This window comes from Polaribacter gangjinensis (assembly GCF_038024125.1).
Lineage (GTDB): Bacteria > Bacteroidota > Bacteroidia > Flavobacteriales > Flavobacteriaceae > Polaribacter > Polaribacter gangjinensis.
In genome coordinates this window covers 1,054,651-1,075,271 of sequence record NZ_CP150662.1, presented here as the reverse complement: position 1 = coordinate 1,075,271, position 20,621 = coordinate 1,054,651, and the positions used below count along the sequence as shown (strand labels likewise).

General features: G+C 32.5%; 15 protein-coding genes and 1 tRNA gene. 15 read left to right on the top strand and 1 reads right to left on the bottom strand.

Translation table 11 applies throughout. The features are described 5' to 3' along the window. Positions 1-129: 129 nt before the first annotated feature. The 3 genes from rpoB to WHA43_RS04705 all read left to right on the top strand — a co-directional run bounded on the left by rpoB (position 130) and on the right by WHA43_RS04705 (position 8,727). The gene (gene rpoB / locus WHA43_RS04715; protein WP_105045967.1) at positions 130-3,939 is read left to right on the top strand and encodes a DNA-directed RNA polymerase subunit beta; all 3,810 of its coding nucleotides are present in this window, start codon (positions 130-132) and stop codon (positions 3,937-3,939) included. A 90-nt stretch (positions 3,940-4,029) separates the two neighbouring features. Beyond that, positions 4,030-8,304, top strand: coding sequence for a DNA-directed RNA polymerase subunit beta' (gene rpoC, locus WHA43_RS04710; RefSeq protein WP_105045966.1), 4,275 nt, complete (start codon positions 4,030-4,032; stop codon positions 8,302-8,304). A 111-nt stretch (positions 8,305-8,415) separates the two neighbouring features. Then, positions 8,416-8,727, top strand: a complete 312-nt coding sequence (locus WHA43_RS04705) for a DUF3467 domain-containing protein (protein ID WP_105045965.1) — start codon at positions 8,416-8,418, stop codon at positions 8,725-8,727. 33 nt (positions 8,728-8,760) lie between these two features. On the opposite strand, the gene aroC is transcribed toward WHA43_RS04705, so the two are convergent. After that, entirely contained in the window at positions 8,761-9,825 is a 1,065-nt protein-coding gene (gene aroC / locus WHA43_RS04700; protein WP_105047292.1) for a chorismate synthase, read from the bottom strand. A gap of 234 nt (positions 9,826-10,059) precedes the next feature. On the opposite strand from aroC, the gene WHA43_RS04695 reads away from it, so the two are divergent. The 12 genes from WHA43_RS04695 (at position 10,060) to WHA43_RS04640 (ending at position 20,518) form a co-directional block, all read left to right on the top strand. Beyond that, positions 10,060-10,144, top strand: a tRNA-Ser gene (locus tag WHA43_RS04695). A 273-nt stretch (positions 10,145-10,417) separates the two neighbouring features. After that, positions 10,418-11,638 (top strand): site-specific integrase, encoded by a 1,221-nt coding sequence (locus tag WHA43_RS04690; RefSeq protein ID WP_105047291.1) that lies wholly within the window; start codon positions 10,418-10,420, stop codon positions 11,636-11,638. 83 nt (positions 11,639-11,721) lie between these two features. Further along, entirely contained in the window at positions 11,722-12,174 is a 453-nt protein-coding gene (locus tag WHA43_RS04685; protein WP_226742849.1) for a helix-turn-helix domain-containing protein, read from the top strand. Positions 12,175-12,181: 7 nt separating this feature from the next. Beyond that, on the top strand, positions 12,182-13,276 hold the full coding sequence (locus WHA43_RS04680) for a site-specific integrase (RefSeq protein ID WP_105045964.1): 1,095 nt from the start codon (positions 12,182-12,184) through the stop codon (positions 13,274-13,276). Further along, positions 13,276-14,223, top strand: a complete 948-nt coding sequence (locus WHA43_RS04675; protein ID WP_105045963.1) for a DUF6617 family protein — start codon at positions 13,276-13,278, stop codon at positions 14,221-14,223. Before WHA43_RS04680 ends, WHA43_RS04675 begins: the two co-directional genes overlap by 1 nt. Before the next feature lie 160 nt (positions 14,224-14,383). Next, positions 14,384-14,683: a helix-turn-helix domain-containing protein gene (locus WHA43_RS04670; RefSeq protein ID WP_105045962.1), complete on the top strand. Its 300-nt coding sequence runs from the start codon at positions 14,384-14,386 to the stop codon at positions 14,681-14,683. Continuing rightward, entirely contained in the window at positions 14,680-14,976 is a 297-nt protein-coding gene (locus tag WHA43_RS04665) for a helix-turn-helix domain-containing protein (RefSeq protein WP_105045961.1), read from the top strand. The genes WHA43_RS04670 and WHA43_RS04665 overlap by 4 nt, the downstream gene beginning before the upstream one ends. Beyond that, a complete protein-coding gene (locus WHA43_RS04660; RefSeq protein WP_105045960.1) occupies positions 14,963-15,871 on the top strand; it encodes a BT4734/BF3469 family protein in 909 nt (302 codons plus the stop codon). Before WHA43_RS04665 ends, WHA43_RS04660 begins: the two co-directional genes overlap by 14 nt. After that, positions 15,868-17,607 (top strand): DUF3987 domain-containing protein, encoded by a 1,740-nt coding sequence (locus WHA43_RS04655; RefSeq protein ID WP_105045959.1) that lies wholly within the window; start codon positions 15,868-15,870, stop codon positions 17,605-17,607. Before WHA43_RS04660 ends, WHA43_RS04655 begins: the two co-directional genes overlap by 4 nt. Positions 17,608-17,770: 163 nt before the next feature. Next, complete coding sequence (locus tag WHA43_RS04650; protein ID WP_099215414.1) at positions 17,771-18,064, top strand: helix-turn-helix domain-containing protein; 294 nt, start codon at positions 17,771-17,773, stop codon at positions 18,062-18,064. Positions 18,065-18,084: 20 nt separating this feature from the next. Continuing rightward, the gene (locus WHA43_RS04645; protein ID WP_105045958.1) at positions 18,085-20,148 is read left to right on the top strand and encodes a Piwi domain-containing protein; all 2,064 of its coding nucleotides are present in this window, start codon (positions 18,085-18,087) and stop codon (positions 20,146-20,148) included. 58 nt (positions 20,149-20,206) lie between these two features. After that, on the top strand, positions 20,207-20,518 hold the full coding sequence (locus WHA43_RS04640; protein WP_105045957.1) for a DUF6660 family protein: 312 nt from the start codon (positions 20,207-20,209) through the stop codon (positions 20,516-20,518). Positions 20,519-20,621: the final 103 nt, after the last annotated feature.

The window sequence follows — 20,621 nt, the reverse complement described above, 5'->3', positions numbered from 1 at the left end:
CTTTATTTTTTAAAGCGGGAAAACAAATTTAGGTTTAGGTACTAAAACGCAGGTTTTAGTCCTAAACCATTTTGTGTATATATTCGTTCTTTATTTTAATTCAGATTTTAATCAAAAATATATTCTCTTTTGGCAACGAAAAACACTACTGAAAGAATCAACTTCGCAACTTCTCAAATGATTAAAGAATATCCAGACTTTTTGGATATTCAGGTTAAATCTTTCCAAGATTTTTTCCAACTTCAAACTAAAGCAGAAGAAAGAGGTGAAGAAGGTTTGTACAAAACCTTCATGGATAACTTTCCAATTACAGACACAAGAAATCAATTTGTACTCGAATTTTTAGATTATTTCGTTGATCCTCCTAGATACAGTATTCAAGAATGTATTGAAAGAGGTTTAACATACAGTGTGCCGTTAAAAGCACGTCTAAAATTATTTTGTACAGACCCAGAGCACGAAGATTTCGAAACTATTGTTCAAGATGTCTATCTTGGTACAATTCCTTATATGACAAACTCAGGTACCTTTGTTATCAATGGTGCTGAGCGTGTTGTTGTTTCTCAATTACACAGATCTCCAGGTGTATTTTTTGGTCAATCTTTCCATGCAAATGGAACAAAGTTGTACTCAGCTAGGGTAATTCCTTTTAAAGGTTCTTGGATCGAGTTTGCAACAGATATTAATCAAGTAATGTATGCTTACATTGATAGAAAGAAAAAATTACCAGTAACCACATTATTCAGAGCCATTGGTTTTGAAAGAGATAAAGATATTTTAGAAATTTTTGATCTTGCAGAAGAAGTAAAAGTTTCTAAAGCTGGATTGAAAAAAGTTTTAGGACGTAAATTAGCAGCTAGAGTTTTAAAAACTTGGCATGAAGATTTCGTGGATGAAGATACAGGTGAAGTAGTATCAATTGAAAGAAATGAAATCATTTTTGATCGTGATACAATTTTAGATAAAGATCATGTAGATGAAATCATAGAATCTGGTGCTAAAACTATCTTGTTACACAAAGAAGATAATCAGCAAGCAGATTATGCTATTATTCACAATACATTACAAAAAGATCCAACAAACTCTGAAAAAGAGGCTGTTGAACATATTTATAGACAATTACGTAATGCAGAACCACCAGATGAGGAAACTGCAAGAGGTATTATTGATAAATTATTTTTCTCTGAACAACGTTATAATTTAGGCGAAGTTGGTCGTTTTAGAATGAACACCAAACTTGGTTTAGATATTAACATGGATGAGAAAGTATTGACAAGAGTTGATATCATTACCATTATTAAGTATTTGATTGAGTTAATCAATTCAAAAGCTGAGGTGGATGATATTGATCACTTATCAAACAGACGTGTAAGAACTGTTGGTGAACAATTAGCAGGTCAATTTGGTGTTGGTTTAGCACGTATGGCAAGAACCATTCGTGAGCGTATGAACGTTCGTGATAACGAAGTGTTTACACCAATCGATTTGATCAATGCTAAAACATTATCATCAGTAATCAATTCTTTCTTTGGTACAAACCAGTTATCTCAGTTCATGGATCAAACAAATCCGTTAGCAGAGATTACCCACAAACGTAGATTATCTGCATTAGGACCTGGAGGTTTATCAAGAGAAAGAGCAGGTTTTGAGGTTCGTGACGTTCACTATACACATTATGGACGTTTGTGTCCAATTGAAACTCCTGAGGGACCAAATATCGGTTTGATTTCTTCACTTTCTGTTTTTGCAAAAGTGAACAATTTAGGATTTATTGAAACTCCATACCGTAAAGTTGAAAACGGAGCAGTTGTAGGTGATGATTTGATTTATTTAAGTGCAGAGGAAGAAGAAGGAAAGAAAATAGCACAATCAAATTTAGAGTTGAATGCTGATGGAACTTTTGTTTCTGATAGAGTTATTGCTCGTGAAGAAGGAGATTTCCCTGTAGTTTCTCCAGATGTAATTGATTATATGGACGTTGCTCCAAATCAAATTGCTTCGATTTCTGCGTCATTAATTCCATTTTTGGAACACGATGATGCAAACCGTGCTTTGATGGGATCAAACATGATGCGTCAAGCAGTTCCATTATTACGTCCTGAAGCTCCAATTGTTGGTACAGGATTAGAAAGAAGAGTTGCAAAAGATTCTCGTATTTTGATCAATGCTGAAAGAGAAGGAGTTGTAGAATACGTTGATGCCAACAAAATTGTTATCAAATACGATCGTTCAGAAGAAGAAAAATTAGTAAGTTTTGATTCTGATGAAGTAACCTATAATTTGATAAAATTCAGAAAAACCAACCAAGGAACATCAATCAACTTGAAACCAATTGTAAAAAGAGGTGATAGAGTAACTGAAGGACAAGTTCTTTGTGAAGGCTATGCAACACAACAAGGAGAATTAGCTTTAGGAAGAAACATGAAAGTTGCTTTCATGCCTTGGAAAGGATACAACTTCGAGGATGCAATTGTAATTTCTGAAAGAGTAGTTCGTGAAGATATTTTTACGTCTATTCATATTGATGAATATTCATTGGATGTTCGTGATACCAAATTAGGGTCAGAAGAATTAACGAATGATATTCCGAACGTTTCTGAAGAAGCTACTAAAGATTTGGATGAAAACGGAATGATTCGTATTGGAGCAGAAGTAAATCCTGGTGATATCTTAATTGGTAAAATCACACCAAAAGGAGAATCTGATCCAACTCCCGAAGAAAAATTATTACGTGCCATTTTTGGTGACAAAGCAGGTGATGTAAAAGATGCATCATTAAAAGCTTCACCATCGTTAAGAGGAGTAGTAATTGATAAAAAATTATTCAAAAGAGCTGTTAAAGATAAAAACAAGAGAATTAAAGATAAAGAAGCAGTTGCTGCATTAGAGGCATCTTTCATATCAAAATTCGAAGCTCTAAAAGATCAATTAGTTGAAAAATTATTCAACTTAGTAAGCGGAAAAACATCTCAAGGAATCTATAATGATTTGGGTGAGGAAGTATTGCCAAAAGGTAAAAAGTACACTCAAAAAATGCTAAACTCTGTAGATGATTATGTTCACTTATCAGGTTCTTGGACAACTGATGATGATTTAAATGTTTTAGTAGGAGAATTAATTCACAACTACAAAATTAAAGTAAATGACTTGCAAGGAAATCTTCGTCGTGAGAAATTTACCATTTCAGTTGGGGATGAATTACCAGCAGGAATTTTAAAACTTGCCAAAATTTACATTGCTAAAAAGCGTAAATTAAAAGTAGGTGATAAAATGGCTGGACGCCATGGAAACAAAGGTATTGTTGCTCGTATTGTAAGAGCAGAAGATATGCCGTTCTTAGAAGACGGAACACCAGTTGATATTGTTTTAAATCCATTAGGTGTACCTTCTCGTATGAATATTGGTCAGATTTATGAAACAGTTCTTGGATGGGCTGGTCAAAAATTAGACAAAAAGTTTGCAACACCAATTTTTGATGGAGCATCTTTAGACGAGATCAACAAATATACAGATGAAGCAGGCGTGCCAAGATTTGGTCATACCTACCTATATGATGGTGGTACTGGAAAACGTTTTGATCAACCTGCAACTGTTGGGGTAATTTATATGATTAAGTTAGGACACATGATTGATGATAAAATGCACGCGCGTTCTATTGGTCCTTACTCATTAATTACTCAACAACCTTTAGGAGGTAAAGCTCAATTTGGTGGTCAACGTTTTGGAGAGATGGAAGTTTGGGCATTAGAGGCTTATGGAGCATCTAGTATCCTAAGAGAAATCTTAACTGTAAAATCTGATGATGTAATGGGTAGAGCTAAAACTTACGAAGCTATCGTAAAAGGCGAACCAATGCCAGAACCAGGTTTACCAGAGTCATTTAACGTATTAATGCACGAATTGAGAGGTTTGGGCTTAGACGTAAGATTAGAAGAATAATTTTTTATAGTTAATGGTTGATAGTTTTTAGTTGGTAGTTTCAAAACCAACTAAAAACTAAAGACTAAAAACTAAAGACTATAACAAGACATGACAAGAAAACAAGAAAAGTACACCGTAAAAAAGTTTAATAAAATCTCTATAGGTTTAGCGTCTCCTGAATCTATTTTAGAAGTTTCTAAAGGAGAGGTTTTAAAACCAGAAACGATTAATTACCGTACACACAAACCAGAGAGAGATGGTTTGTTTTGTGAGCGAATTTTTGGTCCTGTAAAAGACTATGAATGTGCTTGCGGAAAATATAAAAGAATTCGATACAAAGGAATTGTATGTGATCGATGTGGAGTTGAAGTTACCGAAAAGAAAGTTCGTAGAGATAGAGTTGGTCACATCAATTTAGTAGTTCCTGTTGCGCACATTTGGTACTTTAGATCATTGCCTAATAAAATGGGATACCTTTTAGGATTGCCATCTAAAAAATTAGACATGATTATTTACTACGAGCGTTACGTAGTAATTCAAGCAGGTATTGCAAAAAATGCTGACGGTGAACCGTTACGTAAATTAGATTTCTTAACAGAAGAAGAATATTTAGATATTTTAGACAGTCTTCCAAAAGAAAATCAATATTTAGACGATTCAGATCCAAACAAGTTTATTGCTAAAATGGGTGCTGAATGTTTAATCGATTTATTAGCAAGAATTGATTTGGATGCATTGTCATTCGAATTAAGACACAAAGCAAATACGGAGTCTTCTAAACAACGTAAAACGGAAGCTTTAAAAAGATTGAATGTTGTTGAGGCGTTTAGAGAATCTGTTTTAAACAGAGAAAATAAACCTGAGTGGATGATTATGAAAGCAATTCCAGTAATCCCACCAGAGTTACGTCCATTAGTGCCTTTAGATGGTGGTCGTTTTGCAACTTCCGATTTGAATGATTTGTACAGAAGAGTAATCATCCGTAACAATCGTTTAAAAAGATTGGTTGAAATTAAAGCTCCTGAGGTAATTTTACGTAATGAAAAACGTATGTTGCAAGAATCTGTAGATTCATTATTTGACAACACACGTAAATCATCTGCTGTAAAAACAGAATCTAACAGACCTTTAAAATCATTATCTGATTCCTTAAAAGGAAAACAAGGACGTTTCCGTCAAAACTTATTAGGAAAACGTGTTGATTATTCAGCTCGTTCTGTAATTGTTGTTGGACCAGAATTGAAAATGCATGAATGTGGATTGCCAAAAGATATGGCAGCAGAATTGTACAAACCATTTGTAATCAGAAAGTTGATTGAAAGGGGTATTGTAAAAACTGTAAAATCTGCAAAGAAAATTATTGATAGAAAAGAACCAGTTGTTTGGGATATTTTAGAAAATGTAATTAAAGGTCACCCAGTATTACTAAACAGGGCTCCAACGTTACACAGACTTGGTATTCAGGCATTTCAACCAAAATTAATTGAAGGAAAAGCTATTCAATTACACCCATTAGTGTGTACTGCTTTCAACGCCGATTTTGATGGTGACCAAATGGCTGTTCATTTACCTCTAGGACCAGAGGCTATATTAGAAGCTCAAATTTTAATGTTGGCTTCTCACAATATCCTAAATCCTGCAAATGGTGCTCCTGTAACTGTACCTTCTCAAGACATGGTTCTTGGTTTGTACTATATGACAAAAGAAAGACTTTCTACTCCTGAGGTAAAAGTGAAAGGAGAAGGCTTAACTTTCTATTCTCCTGAAGAAGTTACGATTGCTTTCAATGAAGAAAAAGTAGACTTGAACGCAAGCATCAAAGTAAGAACACAAGATATTGATGATAAAGGAAATCAAGTAACTAAAATTATCAAAACTACTGTTGGTAGAGTTTTGTTTAATGAGGTTGTTCCTGCTGAAGCTGGTTTCGTAAATGAAGTACTTACTAAGAAAAACTTACGTGGAATTATTGGTAAAATTTTAAAAGTTACTGACATTCCTACTACTGGAAAATTCTTAGATGAAATTAAAAATATGGGATTCAAATTTGCCTTCCAAGGTGGATTGTCCTTCTCTTTAGGTGATATCATTATTCCTGAAGAAAAATATAAGATGATTGCTGAGGCTAATGAAGAAGTAGATATCATTGTTACAAACTATAACATGGGTATGTTAACGCAAAAAGAGCGTTACAATCAGGTAATTGATGTTTGGGGATCAACCAACAATAGATTGACTGAATTATCTATGAAAAACTTACGTGAAGATAAGCAAGGGTTTAACTCAGTATATATGATGCTTGATTCTGGTGCAAGGGGTTCTAAAGAACAAATTCGTCAGTTAACAGGTATGCGTGGTCTGATGGCAAAACCTAAAAAATCTACCGCAAGTGGAGGTGAAATTATTGAAAATCCAATTCTTTCTAACTTTAAAGAAGGATTATCAATCTTAGAATACTTTATCTCAACGCACGGAGCACGTAAAGGTTTGGCGGATACAGCTTTAAAAACTGCGGATGCTGGATATTTGACTAGAAGATTGGTTGACGTTTCTCAAGACGTAATCATTAATGAAGAAGATTGTGGAACTTTAAGAGGATTAGAGGTTACTGCATTAAAGAAAAATGACGAAATTGTTGAGTCTTTAGCTGACAGAATTGAAGGTAGAGTTATTTTACAAGATGTATATCATCCATTAACTGATGAGTTAATTATCAAAGCGAATCAACCAATATCATCTAAATTAGCTGAAGAAATTGAAGCTTCTGGAATTGATGTTGTTGAAGTACGTTCTGCATTAACTTGCGAATCTGCTCAAGGAATTTGTGCAAAATGTTATGGACAAAGTTTATCAACATTAAACAAAGTTCAAATTGGTGAAGCTGTGGGTGTAATCGCTGCTCAATCAATTGGTGAGCCTGGTACACAGTTAACTTTACGTACATTCCACGTTGGTGGTGTTGCTGGAAATATTTCAGAAGAGAATAAATTAACAGCAAGATTTAGTGGAAATGTAGCTATCGAAGATTTAAGAACAGTGGAAGGAAAAGATAATGATGGAAACAAAGTTGATATCGTTATTTCAAGAACTGCTGAAATCAAAATTATTGATAACAAAACAGGAATTACGTTAAGTACAAACATCATTCCTTATGGTTCTATAGTTTTTGATAAAGACAGAAAAACCATTAAAAAAGGTGAAGTAATTGTACAATGGGATCCATTTAACGGTGTAATTGTATCAGAATTTGCTGGAATCGTGAAGTTTGATAATTTAGAGCAAGGTATTAACTATGCTGTAGAAATTGACGAACAAACAGGTTTCCAAGAAAAAGTAATTACTGAGTCTAAAAACAAACGTTTGATAGCTTCTTTGATTATCGAAGATAAAGATGGCAATGCTTTGCGTTCATACAGTTTACCAGTTGGTGCTCACCTAATGGTAGATAATGGAGACAAAGTTGAAAGTGGAAAAACATTGGTAAAAATCCCAAGAAAATCAGGAAAAGCTGGGGATATTACAGGAGGTTTACCACGTGTAACTGAGTTATTTGAAGCAAGAAATCCTTCAAACCCATCAGTAGTTGCTGAAATTGACGGAGTTGTATCATTTGGAAAAATCAAAAGAGGAAATAGAGAAATCATTATCGAGTCTAAAACTGGCGAAGTAATGAAATATCTAGTAAAACTTTCGAATCAAATTTTAGTTCAAGAGAACGACTTTATCAAAGCTGGTATGCCTTTATGTGATGGAGCAATCACTCCAACTGATATTTTAAATATCAAAGGTCCATCTGCAGTTCAAGAATTTATCGTAAATGAAATTCAAGAAGTATATCGTTTACAAGGGGTAAAAATCAACGACAAACATTTTGAGGTTGTAGTACGTCAAATGATGCGTAAAGTTAGAATTATTGATTCAGGTGATACATTATTCCTTGAAAATCAATTAGTTCATAAAAATGACTTTATCGAAGAAAATGATGCAATCTACGGAATGAAAGTGGTTGAAGACGCTGGAGATTCTGAAAACTTAAAACCTGGTCAAATTATTTCTGCACGTCAATTGAGAGATGAAAACTCATTATTGATTAGAAATGATCAGAAATTAGTGGAAGCAAGAGACGCAAGACCAGCAACAGCTGAGCAAGTGTTACAAGGAATCACAAGAGCTTCTTTACAAACAAAATCGTTTATTTCTGCTGCTTCTTTCCAAGAAACAACGAAAGTATTGAACGAGGCTGCTGTAAGCGGAAAAGTAGATACATTAGAAGGATTGAAAGAAAATGTAATTGTAGGTAAGAAAATTCCAGCAGGTACTGGTATGAGAGCTTATGACAACATTATTGTAGGTCCTAAAGATGAAATAGAAAGAAGTTTCTAAAAAAATAGAAAACTTCAAATTTTTAAAAAGTTGAATTGTTTATTGTAGTTTTTACATTATTCAATTCAACTTTTTTTATTTTTACAAAATAAGAATCTAAAACACGAAATCATGGAAGAAAATCAACATAAAGACGGACAATTAAATATAGAATTAGATCAAGAGATTGCTGAAGGAACGTATTCTAATCTAGCAATCATAAATCATTCTATTTCAGAATTTATTGTCGATTTTATCAATATCATGCCAGGAGTCCCAAAAGCAAGAGTAAAATCAAGAATCATTTTAACGCCACAACATGCCAAAAGATTGGCAAAAGCGTTGGCAGATAATGTACGTAAATTTGAACAAGCGAATGGAGAAATTAAAGATTATGAGCAGTCTCCAATTCCTATGAATTTTGGACCAACAGGACAGGCATAAAAAAAGGTGAAAGAAATATTCTTTCACCTTTTTTTATAGTTTCCTACTTTTATTAATCAACCAAAAATCGGCTAAAACTAAAGCAGTTAAAGCTTCAATAATAGGAACAGCTCTAGGAACAACACAAGGATCATGACGTCCTTTTCCGGTAATTTCAGTTTCTTCACCTTCAGAATTGATAGTTTGTTGATTGGTCATAATGGTAGCAACTGGTTTAAAAGCCACTCTAAAATAGATGTCCATTCCATTGCTAATTCCCCCTTGAATTCCTCCAGATAAGTTGGTTTTTGTTGTGCCATCAGCATTAAAAATATCATTGTGTTCAGAACCTTTCATTCTAGCACCACAAAATCCACTCCCAAATTCAAAACCTTTTACGGCGTTTATAGAAAGCATCGCTTTTCCTAACTCAGCATGTAATTTATTAAAAATAGGTTCACCCAAACCAACAGGCATGTTTTGTGCAACACAAGTTATGGTACCTCCAATAGTATCACCTGCTTTTCTAATTTCTTTGATTTTTTCAATCATTTTTTCAGCAGAAGCTTCATCAGGACAGCGTACAATATTCGATTCTATTTTTGAAAAATCGACTTCTTGATACGGTTTTTCCATAAAAATATCTCCCACAGAAGAGGTGAAAGCATTTATTTTGATGGATGAAATTAATTGTTTTGCCAAAGCACCAGCAACTACCCAGTTGGCAGTTTCACGAGCAGAACTCCTACCTCCACCTTTGTGATCGCGAATCCCGAATTTTTTATCATACGTAAAATCAGCATGTGAAGGTCTGTAAACGTTGGTGTTATGATTGTAGTCGTGACTTTTTTGATTGGTATTTTTGATGATAAAACCAATAGAAGTACCAGTAGTTTTTCCTTCAAATATACCTGATAAAAACTCAACAGTATCAGGTTCTTTACGCTGAGTAACGATTTTAGATTGCCCAGGTTTACGTCTGTCTAATTCTTCTTGAATCGCCTCAAAATCAACTTCTAAACCAGCAGGAAAACCATCAATAATTCCGCCAATAGCAGTACCATGAGATTCACCAAATGTTGTTACTTTTAATAAATTTCCAAAAGAATTAAATGACATTGAAATAAATTTAAAAAAAACAAAGATAGCAAACTGAAATTCATCAAATGTGATTTTTAAAATCATTTCTATGAATTTCTATATGAATTTGTAATCTTTTTACCATTGATTTTTAAATACTTATTGATTAAAATCAATGATATTCAAATTTCAAAAAAAATATTGATATTTTTGTTTCAAGAAATAAAAAAGCTTTCTATATTTGCAGCCGCAATCAGTTAAACCTGATTTTCTGGAGAAATGGCAGAGTGGTCGATTGCGGCAGTCTTGAAAACTGTTGACTGTAACAGGTCCGGGGGTTCGAATCCCTCTTTCTCCGCTGAAAAAATCCTAAACGGTAGCAAAACCCTGTAAATCTTATGATTTACAGGGTTTTTTCTTTTGCAGACATACCAAATTATTCATTCAATCTTATACTAATCGAGATAAAATCGAGACCCTAAAAAATTACAAAATTAGGGTCTCGCTAAATTCTCGAAAGCATTGCAAATAGGCAGTTTAATGACTTGTTCAATAGCTTGTTCATTCATCAAACATCTTGTTTGTTTTCAATTAGAAAATTAAATTGAGTAATAATTAATTGGTCACCACAATGAAAACAAAAATCACTCTTCACTTTTATGCCAAAAGCACAAAAGCCAATGCAAACGGACTACTTCCCATTTATGTAAGATTAACAGTTGATGGAAAACGTTTAGAATTTAGTACCAAAAAATTTGTAGAAAAATCAAAATGGTCTAATGAGTTATCCAAAATGAAAGGTACTACAGAAGAAGCACGTTCAATCAATAGCTACCTTGATTTGATGAAATCAAAAGTATTAGATGCACAAATGGAACTAATTCATCGGAACCAGACTCTATCTATTGAAAACTTCAAAAGCAAACTACTTGGTACTGAAGAAAGACAAAGAATGTTAGTCCCTATCTTCAAAGACCACAACAACAAAATAAAAGAGCTTGTTGGAAAAGAATACGCTCCAGGAACATTAGAACGCTACACTACTTCACTCAAGCATACTATTGAATTCATGCAGTGGAAATACAATGTTTCCGATATCGATATTACAAAAATTGATCATGCTTTTATAACCGATTATGAGTTTTGGCTAAGAAGCGTAAGAAATTGTGCGAATAACACAGCTGTAAAATACATCAAGAACTTCAATAAAATTATCAAGCTATGTTTGGCCAATGACTGGTTAGATAAAAACCCATTTGCTAACTATAAATCAAAAGTCAAGGAAGTTGAAAGAGTTTATCTTACTGAAGAAGAAATTCAATCTATGATAGGAAAAGACTTCAAAACAGAAAGACTATCACTAGTTCGCGATATATTCCTTTTTAGCTGCTTTACTGGTTTGGCTTACATAGATGTCAAAAACTTAACAAAATCACATATAAGCTACGGAATCGATGGCGAGAAATGGATATTCACTCACAGACAGAAAACCGAAAGTGCTTCCAAAATTCCAATCCTACCAGTTACACAAATGATAATAGATAAATACGAAAATCATCCACAATGTAATAACGAGTATAAACTACTACCTATCCTATCGAACCAAAAGATGAATGCGTATTTAAAAGAAATAGCTGGAGTTTGTGAAATTGAAAAAGAATTAACCTTTCATATTGCTCGACATACTTTTGCTACTACGGTAACGCTTACCAATGGCGTTCCAATTGAAAGCGTGAGCAAAATGCTTGGGCATAAAAATTTAAGAACTACACAACATTATGCAAAAGTATTGGATAGGGAAGTAACTTACTTTCTTTTATTTGTTAACCCATTGTTATTGTTGACTTTATAGTATTTTATCTTCTTTTATTTGTTGTTTATTTGCTCTTTTTTGATTAAATTTGTTGTATATCTGTTGCTTAAAATATAGAATTGTTGCCCATTTCTGTTGGCGAAGATACTGGCGAAATGATGCACCATAACGCACCACGTTGCACCATTACGCTACATAAAGCACCATTTATGAGCAGTAATTTATTCATTCCTAAAACTTGTAAGCATTGCGGTAATGCTTTTACAGCACGTACAACAGTTACTAAATACTGTGGTGATACTTGTGCAAAAAGAGCCTATAAAGCACGCAAGCGCAAAGAAAAAATTCAAGCTACTCTTACTGAAGATATACAACAACAAAAAGAAATTGTTGAGGTTCACAATTCTAATGCTGTAAATAACAAAGATTTTTTAAGTGTTACAGAAGCCTCACAACTTATTGGCGTGAGTAGATGGACCATTCAAAGAATGATACAACAAGGACGTTTAAAAGCAGTTCCTTTTGGTAGAAAGCGTATTGTGGCCAGATGGCAAATAGAAAACCTCTTTAATTAATTCCATTATGAAAGTAACATTAAGACAACGCAAAAAGAATAATAAGATTAGCCTGTATTTAGATTACTATCATAAAGGTAAACGTAAAACTGAATACTTGCGTTTATACCTTACACCAAATCCTAAAACCAAAACGGAAAGAGAGGTCAACAAGAAAACCAAGCAATTGGCTGAAACTATTTGTGCTCAAAGACAGATTGAAATTCAAAACGGTATTTATGGCTTTCAAGATATTGAAAAGCTAAAAGGCAGTTTTATTACTTACATCACAGCTTTAGCAGAAAAGAAAAATACAAGCTCTGGCAATTATGGTAATTGGAATAGTATGCTAAAACATTTAAAAAAGTTTTGTCCAACAGATGTTAGTTTTCAAGATATAGACAAATCGTTTGTTGAACGTTTCAAAGAGTATTTAGATAAAGATGCAATAGGTAGAGCAGGTAAGCAACTGTCTCAAAATTCAAAATATTCGTATTACGGTAAATTTTCAGCTGCATTAAAACAGGCGGTCAAGGATGGCATATTAAAAGTAAATCCTGCAAATGGTGTAGAGTATTTTAAACAAGGCGAACCTCAACGAGAATTTTTAACGCTTGATGAATTACAAAAGGCAGTTAATACAGAATGTGAACTGCCTATTTTAAAGAATGCTTTTATTTTTTCAGCTTTAACCGGATTACGTTGGTCAGATATTGAAAAACTAATATGGTCAGAAATCCAGCACTCAAAAGAAATGGGATATTATATCCGATTTAGACAAAAGAAAACTAAAGGTGTCGAAACCTTACCAATATCAGACCAAGCAAGAAATCTATTAGGAGAAAAAGGTAATCCAGATGATAAAGTATTTGATGGTTTACATTATAGTGCCTGGTCTAATTTAAAATTACAACAATGGATGATGAAAGCAGGCATTACTAAAACTATTACTTTTCATTGTGCGCGTCATACCTACGCTACCTTACAATTAACTTTGGGTACAGACATATATACTGTATCAAAATTATTAGGTCATAAAGAGTTACGCACTACACAGATATATGCCAAAGTAATTGACGATAAAAAGAAAGAAGCTGCTAACCGTATTCAACTGGATTTATAATGAAAGGAAGTATATTTTCAAGTTTGGTTTCTATAACCAATGGCTTACATAGAGATAATAGACAGGAAAAGGATTTTAAATACTTATTGTCTGATTATAAATTGAACCAAAAAGCTAATAACGCAGTTTTTAAAGTAACCTTTAAAAAGCCTTTAAATGCCAAAAAAGAATATTATCAAAAGCTAATATTTAATGAAACAGAAAATGCAGTAGCATCATTTGCGAAGGAATTTCCGAAAAATGCAACTACACCAGAAAATAAATACAGCTATACCATTCTACTTAATAAATTTGATAAGTACTTAAATGACATTTCAACTTATATCAATAAAAGAGGAATAACAGCAGATTTAAATAATGATGACAATTATATTATAAACTACTTAAAAGTATCTGTAATAAGGTTGTATGCTGAACTACAAGAGCAATGCGGACAGTTTTCGGAAAATACAAAATTCTCTATTTCTGAAATTGCAGAAAAATACTTTAATGATGAAACTTTTGATGTTAGCTTAATAGAAAAGAACACCACTAAAAAAGTTGCTACCAAAAAAACATCAAAATCTAAAGCAACACCCAAGACTTCTTTTGGATATAAAAGTAATGACACTTCAACTTTGCTAACTGTACTTAAACAAGTAAATCTAAAAATCGATTTGTTAGATAACCGCACAACTGTTGAACAGTTGCACCAATTGTTATTAGCAAAAGATTTTGCAAATACAGAATCGCAAATTTATCTTCAATGTGAAACTACACAGTTTAGTTACCTTGTAACAAAACTTAAACCATTTTTTAATGGTTTCAATCCTACCTCAATAGAACGTTCTGGAAAATTTGTTACTAAAACAGGTACGCTATTAAAGGCGAATAATCTTCACAAAAACAAAGTTCACAACCCAAAAGAAAAGGAAGAAATAGATAAAATCATCCAACAACTGCAATAAAAAACAGTAAGAATAGTAAGAAACCTTACTGTTGTCTTACCCTTGTTTTACACTCTTACTAAAATCGGAAAGCCAATTTTGAACCTTTGTCCTGTTCTTGAAAACCAAGAATGACATTTGGCCAGATGTCCATTTACTATAAACTAAAATTTTATTAGTTATGGACGAAATATTAGAACGTCTCAAAATTATCGAACAGCACGTTTTAGACAGAAACATTATTGTAAAAAACGTATTGAGTTTTAACGAAGCGTGTAAGTTTTTGGAATTATCACAATCCCATTTATATAAACTTACAAGTACGGGAGCCATTCCACATTATAAACCGAATGGAAAAAAAATCTATTTCCAACGTCAGGAGTTAGACCAATGGTTACTGCGTAACCGTATGGATTCCCAAGATGAAATCGAACAGCAAGCTGCCGATTACCTAATCAAAAAAGGAAAGGTAAAGTTATGACTGAAATCATCGATTTACTCTTGGCACTCTCACAAGAGATTAAGGATTTAAAAGCACGTATCGAATTAATAAAAGCTACGAGAGCAGAACGCTTAAAAGATACGTGGATTGACAATCAGGACGTAATGCAAACGCTACATATTAGCCAACGCACATTGCAAACATTCCGTTCAAATGGCACGATTCCATATAGTAAGATACAAGGAAAGTTTTATTACAAAGTATCTGACATAGAGGAACTATTACAAAGCAATTATTATAACCCAAATTTTAAATGCGATGGAAATAAGTAAAGAAAGCATTTTAAAGAAAACGCATTACGGGTTAAATATTTATGCTTATGTATTAAGGCAGTATTATCCTAAAACAACAGTCCTTTCCTTAAAAGGAAGGGACTGCGGGTTAACCCGTAACCCTTTTAACGGTGGTAAATCAACATTACAAATTAATGTTGTTGAAAATAAGGCAATGCATTACGATACTGAATTAACCGATTTTAAAGGCGATGTATTCGATTTTGCATCCTATCATTTTAAAATCATTAATGAAGAAGATTTGTTACTTAAAATTAATGAGGAACTGCATCTAAATTTTGAAGTTAAAAAAGAAGATGAATTATCCTGGTTAGATGAACCCGATGATACTTGGTATGCTTACAGCAGTTTTTATAAATCACCAATTAGAAATGTTTTTCCAACTGAAAAAGTAAGATTACATCAAGTGTTTGAGCGTATTACAAGCGATAAGTATAAAAGTATCACAGAGCAATTTAGAGCGATTAAAGACCCTAAAGAAGCACGGAAATTTAAAGCAAATCATTTTGATTATGTAACATTTTCAGGTGTGTTTTCTAAACGAAATGATGATAGCTTAATTGAGCATTCATCATTATTGACAATCGATTTTGACCATTTAGAAAATCTTGAAGAACTAAAACAACAATTATTAAACGATGAATATTTCGAAACCGAAATGTTGTTTACATCACCTTCTGGAGAAGGTTTAAAATGGATAATTAGAATCGATGTATCTAAAGTGTCACACAACGAATATTTTATTGCGGTGGCCAATTACATAAAACATACATATAACATAGAGGTTGACCAATCGGGTAAAGACATTTCCAGAGCGTGTTTTTTATCCCACGATCCATTGGCATACCTACATAAAAGACATCAAAAGATATGACAAAGATATTCAACCCGAAAGATTGGTTAGCTGTTCCAGAGCAAAAAGAAGTACCTAAAAAACTAATCAACAACAAACCGACAACGGTTGTTGCAAATGATATTGAAACATATATCAACGCTTTAGAACAATCAGGTATCGATATTACTGATACTTATGAAAAGTGGCGTGATATTGGTTTTGCTATTTCAGAGGAATACGGTGAAGCTGGACGTGATTACTACCATAGAATTAGCAGAAATTATTCAGGTTACGACCATAAAGAATGCGACGAACAGTATAATAAATGCTTACAAGCAAAAGGACACGGTATAAGCATAGCAACCTTATACCACCATTTGCATCAAGTCGGTATTAAACCAAAACAGCAACAACAAGTTGTTGAAATGTTGCAGCAACCAGAGGAAATTAAACAACCATTGCCAACAATACCTACAACAGTTTACGACAATATTCCAACATTTTTGCAACAAGTGGTACAACCATCAAGCAGTAATGAGGAACGAGATATTTTGTTGTTGGGAGCATTAACAGCGTTTAGTGCTTGTTTTACTAAATTGTTTGGCGTGTACGACCAACGTAAAGTGTTTAGCAACTTGTATTTATTTGTTACTGCACCAGCTTCAGCAGGTAAAGGAAGATTAAACCAAATTAAAAATTTGGTAAATCCTGTTCACAAACAAAAACGCGAACAATCCAAAACCCTAAAACAACAGCATCAGGTTGAAATGGCTACTTATAATATAAATAAGGGCAAAAGTGAAACTATGGAAAAACCAAGTAAACCACCTGAAAGAATGTTGTTTATTCCAGCTAACAATAGTGTGACAGGTGTATATCAATTAATATCTGATAATGAAGGTAGAGGGTTAATTTTTGAAACAGAAGGAGATACATTGGCACAAGCTTTTAAAAGTGATTACGGTAATTATTCCGATGGATTTCGTAAAGCATTTCATCACGAAACCATTAGTTACTATCGTAGAACCGATAGAGAGTATGTAGATATTGAAAGACCTTGTTTGTCAACTGTGTTATCTGGTACACCAAAACAAATTCAAGCATTGGTTCCAAGTGCTGAAAATGGGTTGTTTAGTCGATTTATGTTTTATTATATGAACATCAAACCTACTTGGAAGAACGTTTTTCAAACGGATACAACCAATGGTTTAGATGAATATTACGACCAATTAGGAAAAGAATTTTTTGGGTTATACAAAACCCTAAAAAACAATCCTGATATTGAAGTTAGGCTAACAACAGAGCAACAACAAAAGTTTAATGTGTTTTTTGAGAAGCTTCAAACCAAATACCTCAATCTTCAACCTGATGACTATATAGCAACCGTTAGACGTTTGGGGTTAATAGCATTCAGAATTATAATGTTGTTTTCTGTATTTCGCATTATGGAAGATGGTGATGTAAACCAAGTACGATATTGTGAGGATATAGATTTTGAAAACACATTGGAAATGATAAGCGTATTAGTAAAGCACAGTAGTAAGGTGTTTAACGATTTACCTATCGAACAAAAAGAAGTAAAAAGAGCCAATCGTAAAGAGCGTTTTTTAGAAGCACTACCTTATCAATTTTCAAGACAAGATTACCTAAATATAGCCGACAAAAACAAGATTCCTCATAAAACAGCAGAAGGCTATATTACTAAATTTGTTGATGCTGGTTTAATACATAGGGAAGCACATAACAATTATACAAATCCCACAAAAGCACAATAAGGATTTTGAGGATTTTAAGGAAACGAGGATTTATAAAAATACTTTATATCCTCAAATCCTTAACTTCCTCATTTCCTGTTTATAATTGTTAATATCTTTTTGTTAGTTCTTATTTTCTTTTTCTTACATTAGACAAATATTGACAAGTCAAAATATCCCCAAAATGACGTTTGGAGAATACATCAGAGAAATACGAGAAGAAAAGCAATTATTATTAAGAGAAGTTGCTTCTCAAATGAATATTGATACGGCACTTTTAAGTAAAATTGAACGTGGTACTCGTATAGCTCGTAAAGAACAAGTTGAAGCGTTAGCTAAAGCATTAAAGCAAAACAAAAGCGAATTACTTCAATATTGGTTAGCAGATAAAATTGTCTTTATGTTAAAAGAAGAAAAAAACATTACGGAAATCCTCAAAATTGTAGAACAAAAAATTAATAGATTGAGCAAGAAGTAGAATTAATAAACCCAAGTCTTATGAGTCAGGAACTTTATTTTAATATCATAACATTTGATTTACCAGACAAACCAATAACTTTTTATTTAAGTAAAGAGAAAATTGGTAATGCTCAAAAGTTGTATAAAACAAAGTTTCCAACCAATATAGAAGATTTGTTTCCTGGTATAAAAGAAGAAAATCCTGATTTTATCTACACATCATTTATTTATGAAAAGGAAGGTTATTTGCCTTTAAAACTCAATCTAAAAGAACAACCAACCGACCTAATAAAGCATTACTATAATTGGCGAATCAAAAAATTCTTTAAAAGCATAAAAAAACTTGTTGGTCAAAACTTTGTGAATGATAATCAAATTTGGATAGGTAATAGATCATATCAAAATAAAAGTTTTGCACAGTATTATAAGTTTACTGTCAAAGTACAAATTAAAGAAGTTAGTGAATATGGTGAGTTAGTTATTTCTTATGATGGTATGGCCAAAGTGTTTAAAAAACCTATTTCTGAAATTATAAAACATACCTCAACAACAAATCTTAATAAAGTTGTATATAAAATGAGGTTATTAAAATATCATAAGGAAAAGGAATTTATTGATGATAACACAAAGGCTTTTGCCATTTTGAATAACGATTTACGAACAGCTTTTAATATTCAACCAGAACCAAAAGATGAGTCCAATAAATATATTGGTTATAAACACAAAATCGATAAGTTTATTCAACATTTCATTTTAAGTGAAGAATTTAAGAAAGTTATCCCTGTTAATAATAACGATTACTTACCTGTAGAAATAAATCGAATTGGTGAAGTTACTGATGAAAGCAATGATTTAGTGTTTCAAAATGGTGTTGGTAGAAATCCCAAAATAGATTTTAAAAATTTAAAGCCTTTAAATCCTTGTCAGTTAGATAATGTGCATTTCTTCTTTATACATCATACAAGTTATGCTAAAGAAGTAGAAGCATTGCAAAAATTATTGGAAGATGGTACAAGTTGGTATAAAGGTTTAAATATTTATGCAGGTGTTTTAGCACATTTCGATAATAATGTCAATATAGTATTTGATGATTTAGAAAATCCATTACCTCAAATAGCAAAGGGTATAAAAGATTTTAAATCAGACCCTAATATTAATTATGTTGCTATTTATTTAAGTCCTTTTAACAAGCACGAACCCAATCTTGAAAAAAAGTTAGTGTATTATAAGGTTAAAGAACAGCTTTTATATAAAAGAATTATATCTCAAGTAATAGAGTTTGATAGATTTAGAAGAAATCAACATAAGTTCATATATGATTTAACAAACATTTCATTAGCCTTATTAGCAAAATTAGATGGTACACCTTGGCAACTAAATGTTAAACCTAAAAATGAATTAGTTATAGGTGTAGGTGCATTTAAAAATACCGAAGAAAACATACGATATGTAGCTAGTGCATTCAGTTTTAAAAATAATGGAAGGTTTAATGAATTTCATTATTTCAGTAAATCAGATACAAAGGGATTAGCAGGAGCAATTAGTGAAGCTATATGGCAATATGTTCCAACGAACAAAACACCTGAAAAAATAGTTATTCACTTTTATAAGGATATGAAGGATGAGGAAATACAACCTGTTTTAGAAATGATGGATAAACTTAAATTGCCTTGTCCTCTATTTGTTCTAAATATCAATAAAACAAAATCAGAAGATATAATTGCTTTTGACCAAAATTGGAATGGCGTGTTAATTCCAATGAGTGGTACATATATAAATATTGGTCCCAAAGGAGTATATAAATATTTACTCTTTAATAATTTGAGGTATTACAATACTGTAAAATATCCAAGTAATTCAAGTTACTCATTTCCAATAAAACTTAAAATATCAAGCCCAACACCAGAGGCTTTAAATGATAGTAAAATGATTAGAAAGCTAATAGAGCAAGTGTATCAATTTAGTAGACTGTATTGGAAGTCATTAAGACAACAAAATGTACCTATAACTATAAAATACCCTGAAATGGTGGCAGAAATAGCACCTCGTTTTAATAGCAAGGAAATACCACCTTTCGGTCAAGAAACCTTATGGTTTTTATAATCCGAAGCCTTTTTTCTTTGCACAACCATTGCATTAAAAAATTCTTATATTTGCCTTAATGAAATTTTTAGCATTCATATTGTCAATCTATATCTTCACACTAAATTTAGTGCCTTGTGAAGATACAGGTACTTTTGACAATGAAGTTAAAACAGAAATTTCTCAAGATTTAGGTGATAACCACCAACATCAAGATGCAGATTTATGTTCCCCATTTTGTATTTGCCAATGTTGCCATTTAAACGTAACTTATTTCAAATTCGCAGAAATAAAATTTGAGTTTAAATACATTTCTTCTCAAGATTTTCTCTACTTAAACGGTATAAAAAAAGATTTTACCACTTCCATTTTACAGCCACCACAGGCATAATTCAGTTTTTTAAAGGATAGCTATATCCTTACGCAATGCTTTTTAACAAAAGCATTGCTTCGCTTTTATTTTGCGCGAAGCGCAAAATGATATGTTTAACTGA

Bases quoted from the DNA above. Each gene is read 5' to 3' on its own strand.
- rpoC (WP_105045966.1), top strand. From the start codon at position 4,030: ATGACAAGAAAACAAGAAAAGTACACCGTAAAAAAGTTTAATAAAATC.
- WHA43_RS04705 (WP_105045965.1), top strand. From the start codon at position 8,416: ATGGAAGAAAATCAACATAAAGACGGACAATTAAATATAGAATTAGAT.
- aroC (WP_105047292.1), bottom strand. From the start codon at position 9,825: ATGTCATTTAATTCTTTTGGAAATTTATTAAAAGTAACAACATTTGGT.
- WHA43_RS04690 (WP_105047291.1), top strand. From the start codon at position 10,418: ATGAAAACAAAAATCACTCTTCACTTTTATGCCAAAAGCACAAAAGCC.
- WHA43_RS04680 (WP_105045964.1), top strand. From the start codon at position 12,182: ATGAAAGTAACATTAAGACAACGCAAAAAGAATAATAAGATTAGCCTG.
- WHA43_RS04675 (WP_105045963.1), top strand. From the start codon at position 13,276: ATGAAAGGAAGTATATTTTCAAGTTTGGTTTCTATAACCAATGGCTTA.
- WHA43_RS04670 (WP_105045962.1), top strand. From the start codon at position 14,384: ATGGACGAAATATTAGAACGTCTCAAAATTATCGAACAGCACGTTTTA.
- WHA43_RS04665 (WP_105045961.1), top strand. From the start codon at position 14,680: ATGACTGAAATCATCGATTTACTCTTGGCACTCTCACAAGAGATTAAG.
- WHA43_RS04660 (WP_105045960.1), top strand. From the start codon at position 14,963: ATGGAAATAAGTAAAGAAAGCATTTTAAAGAAAACGCATTACGGGTTA.
- WHA43_RS04655 (WP_105045959.1), top strand. From the start codon at position 15,868: ATGACAAAGATATTCAACCCGAAAGATTGGTTAGCTGTTCCAGAGCAA.
- WHA43_RS04650 (WP_099215414.1), top strand. From the start codon at position 17,771: ATGACGTTTGGAGAATACATCAGAGAAATACGAGAAGAAAAGCAATTA.
- WHA43_RS04645 (WP_105045958.1), top strand. From the start codon at position 18,085: ATGAGTCAGGAACTTTATTTTAATATCATAACATTTGATTTACCAGAC.
- WHA43_RS04640 (WP_105045957.1), top strand. From the start codon at position 20,207: ATGAAATTTTTAGCATTCATATTGTCAATCTATATCTTCACACTAAAT.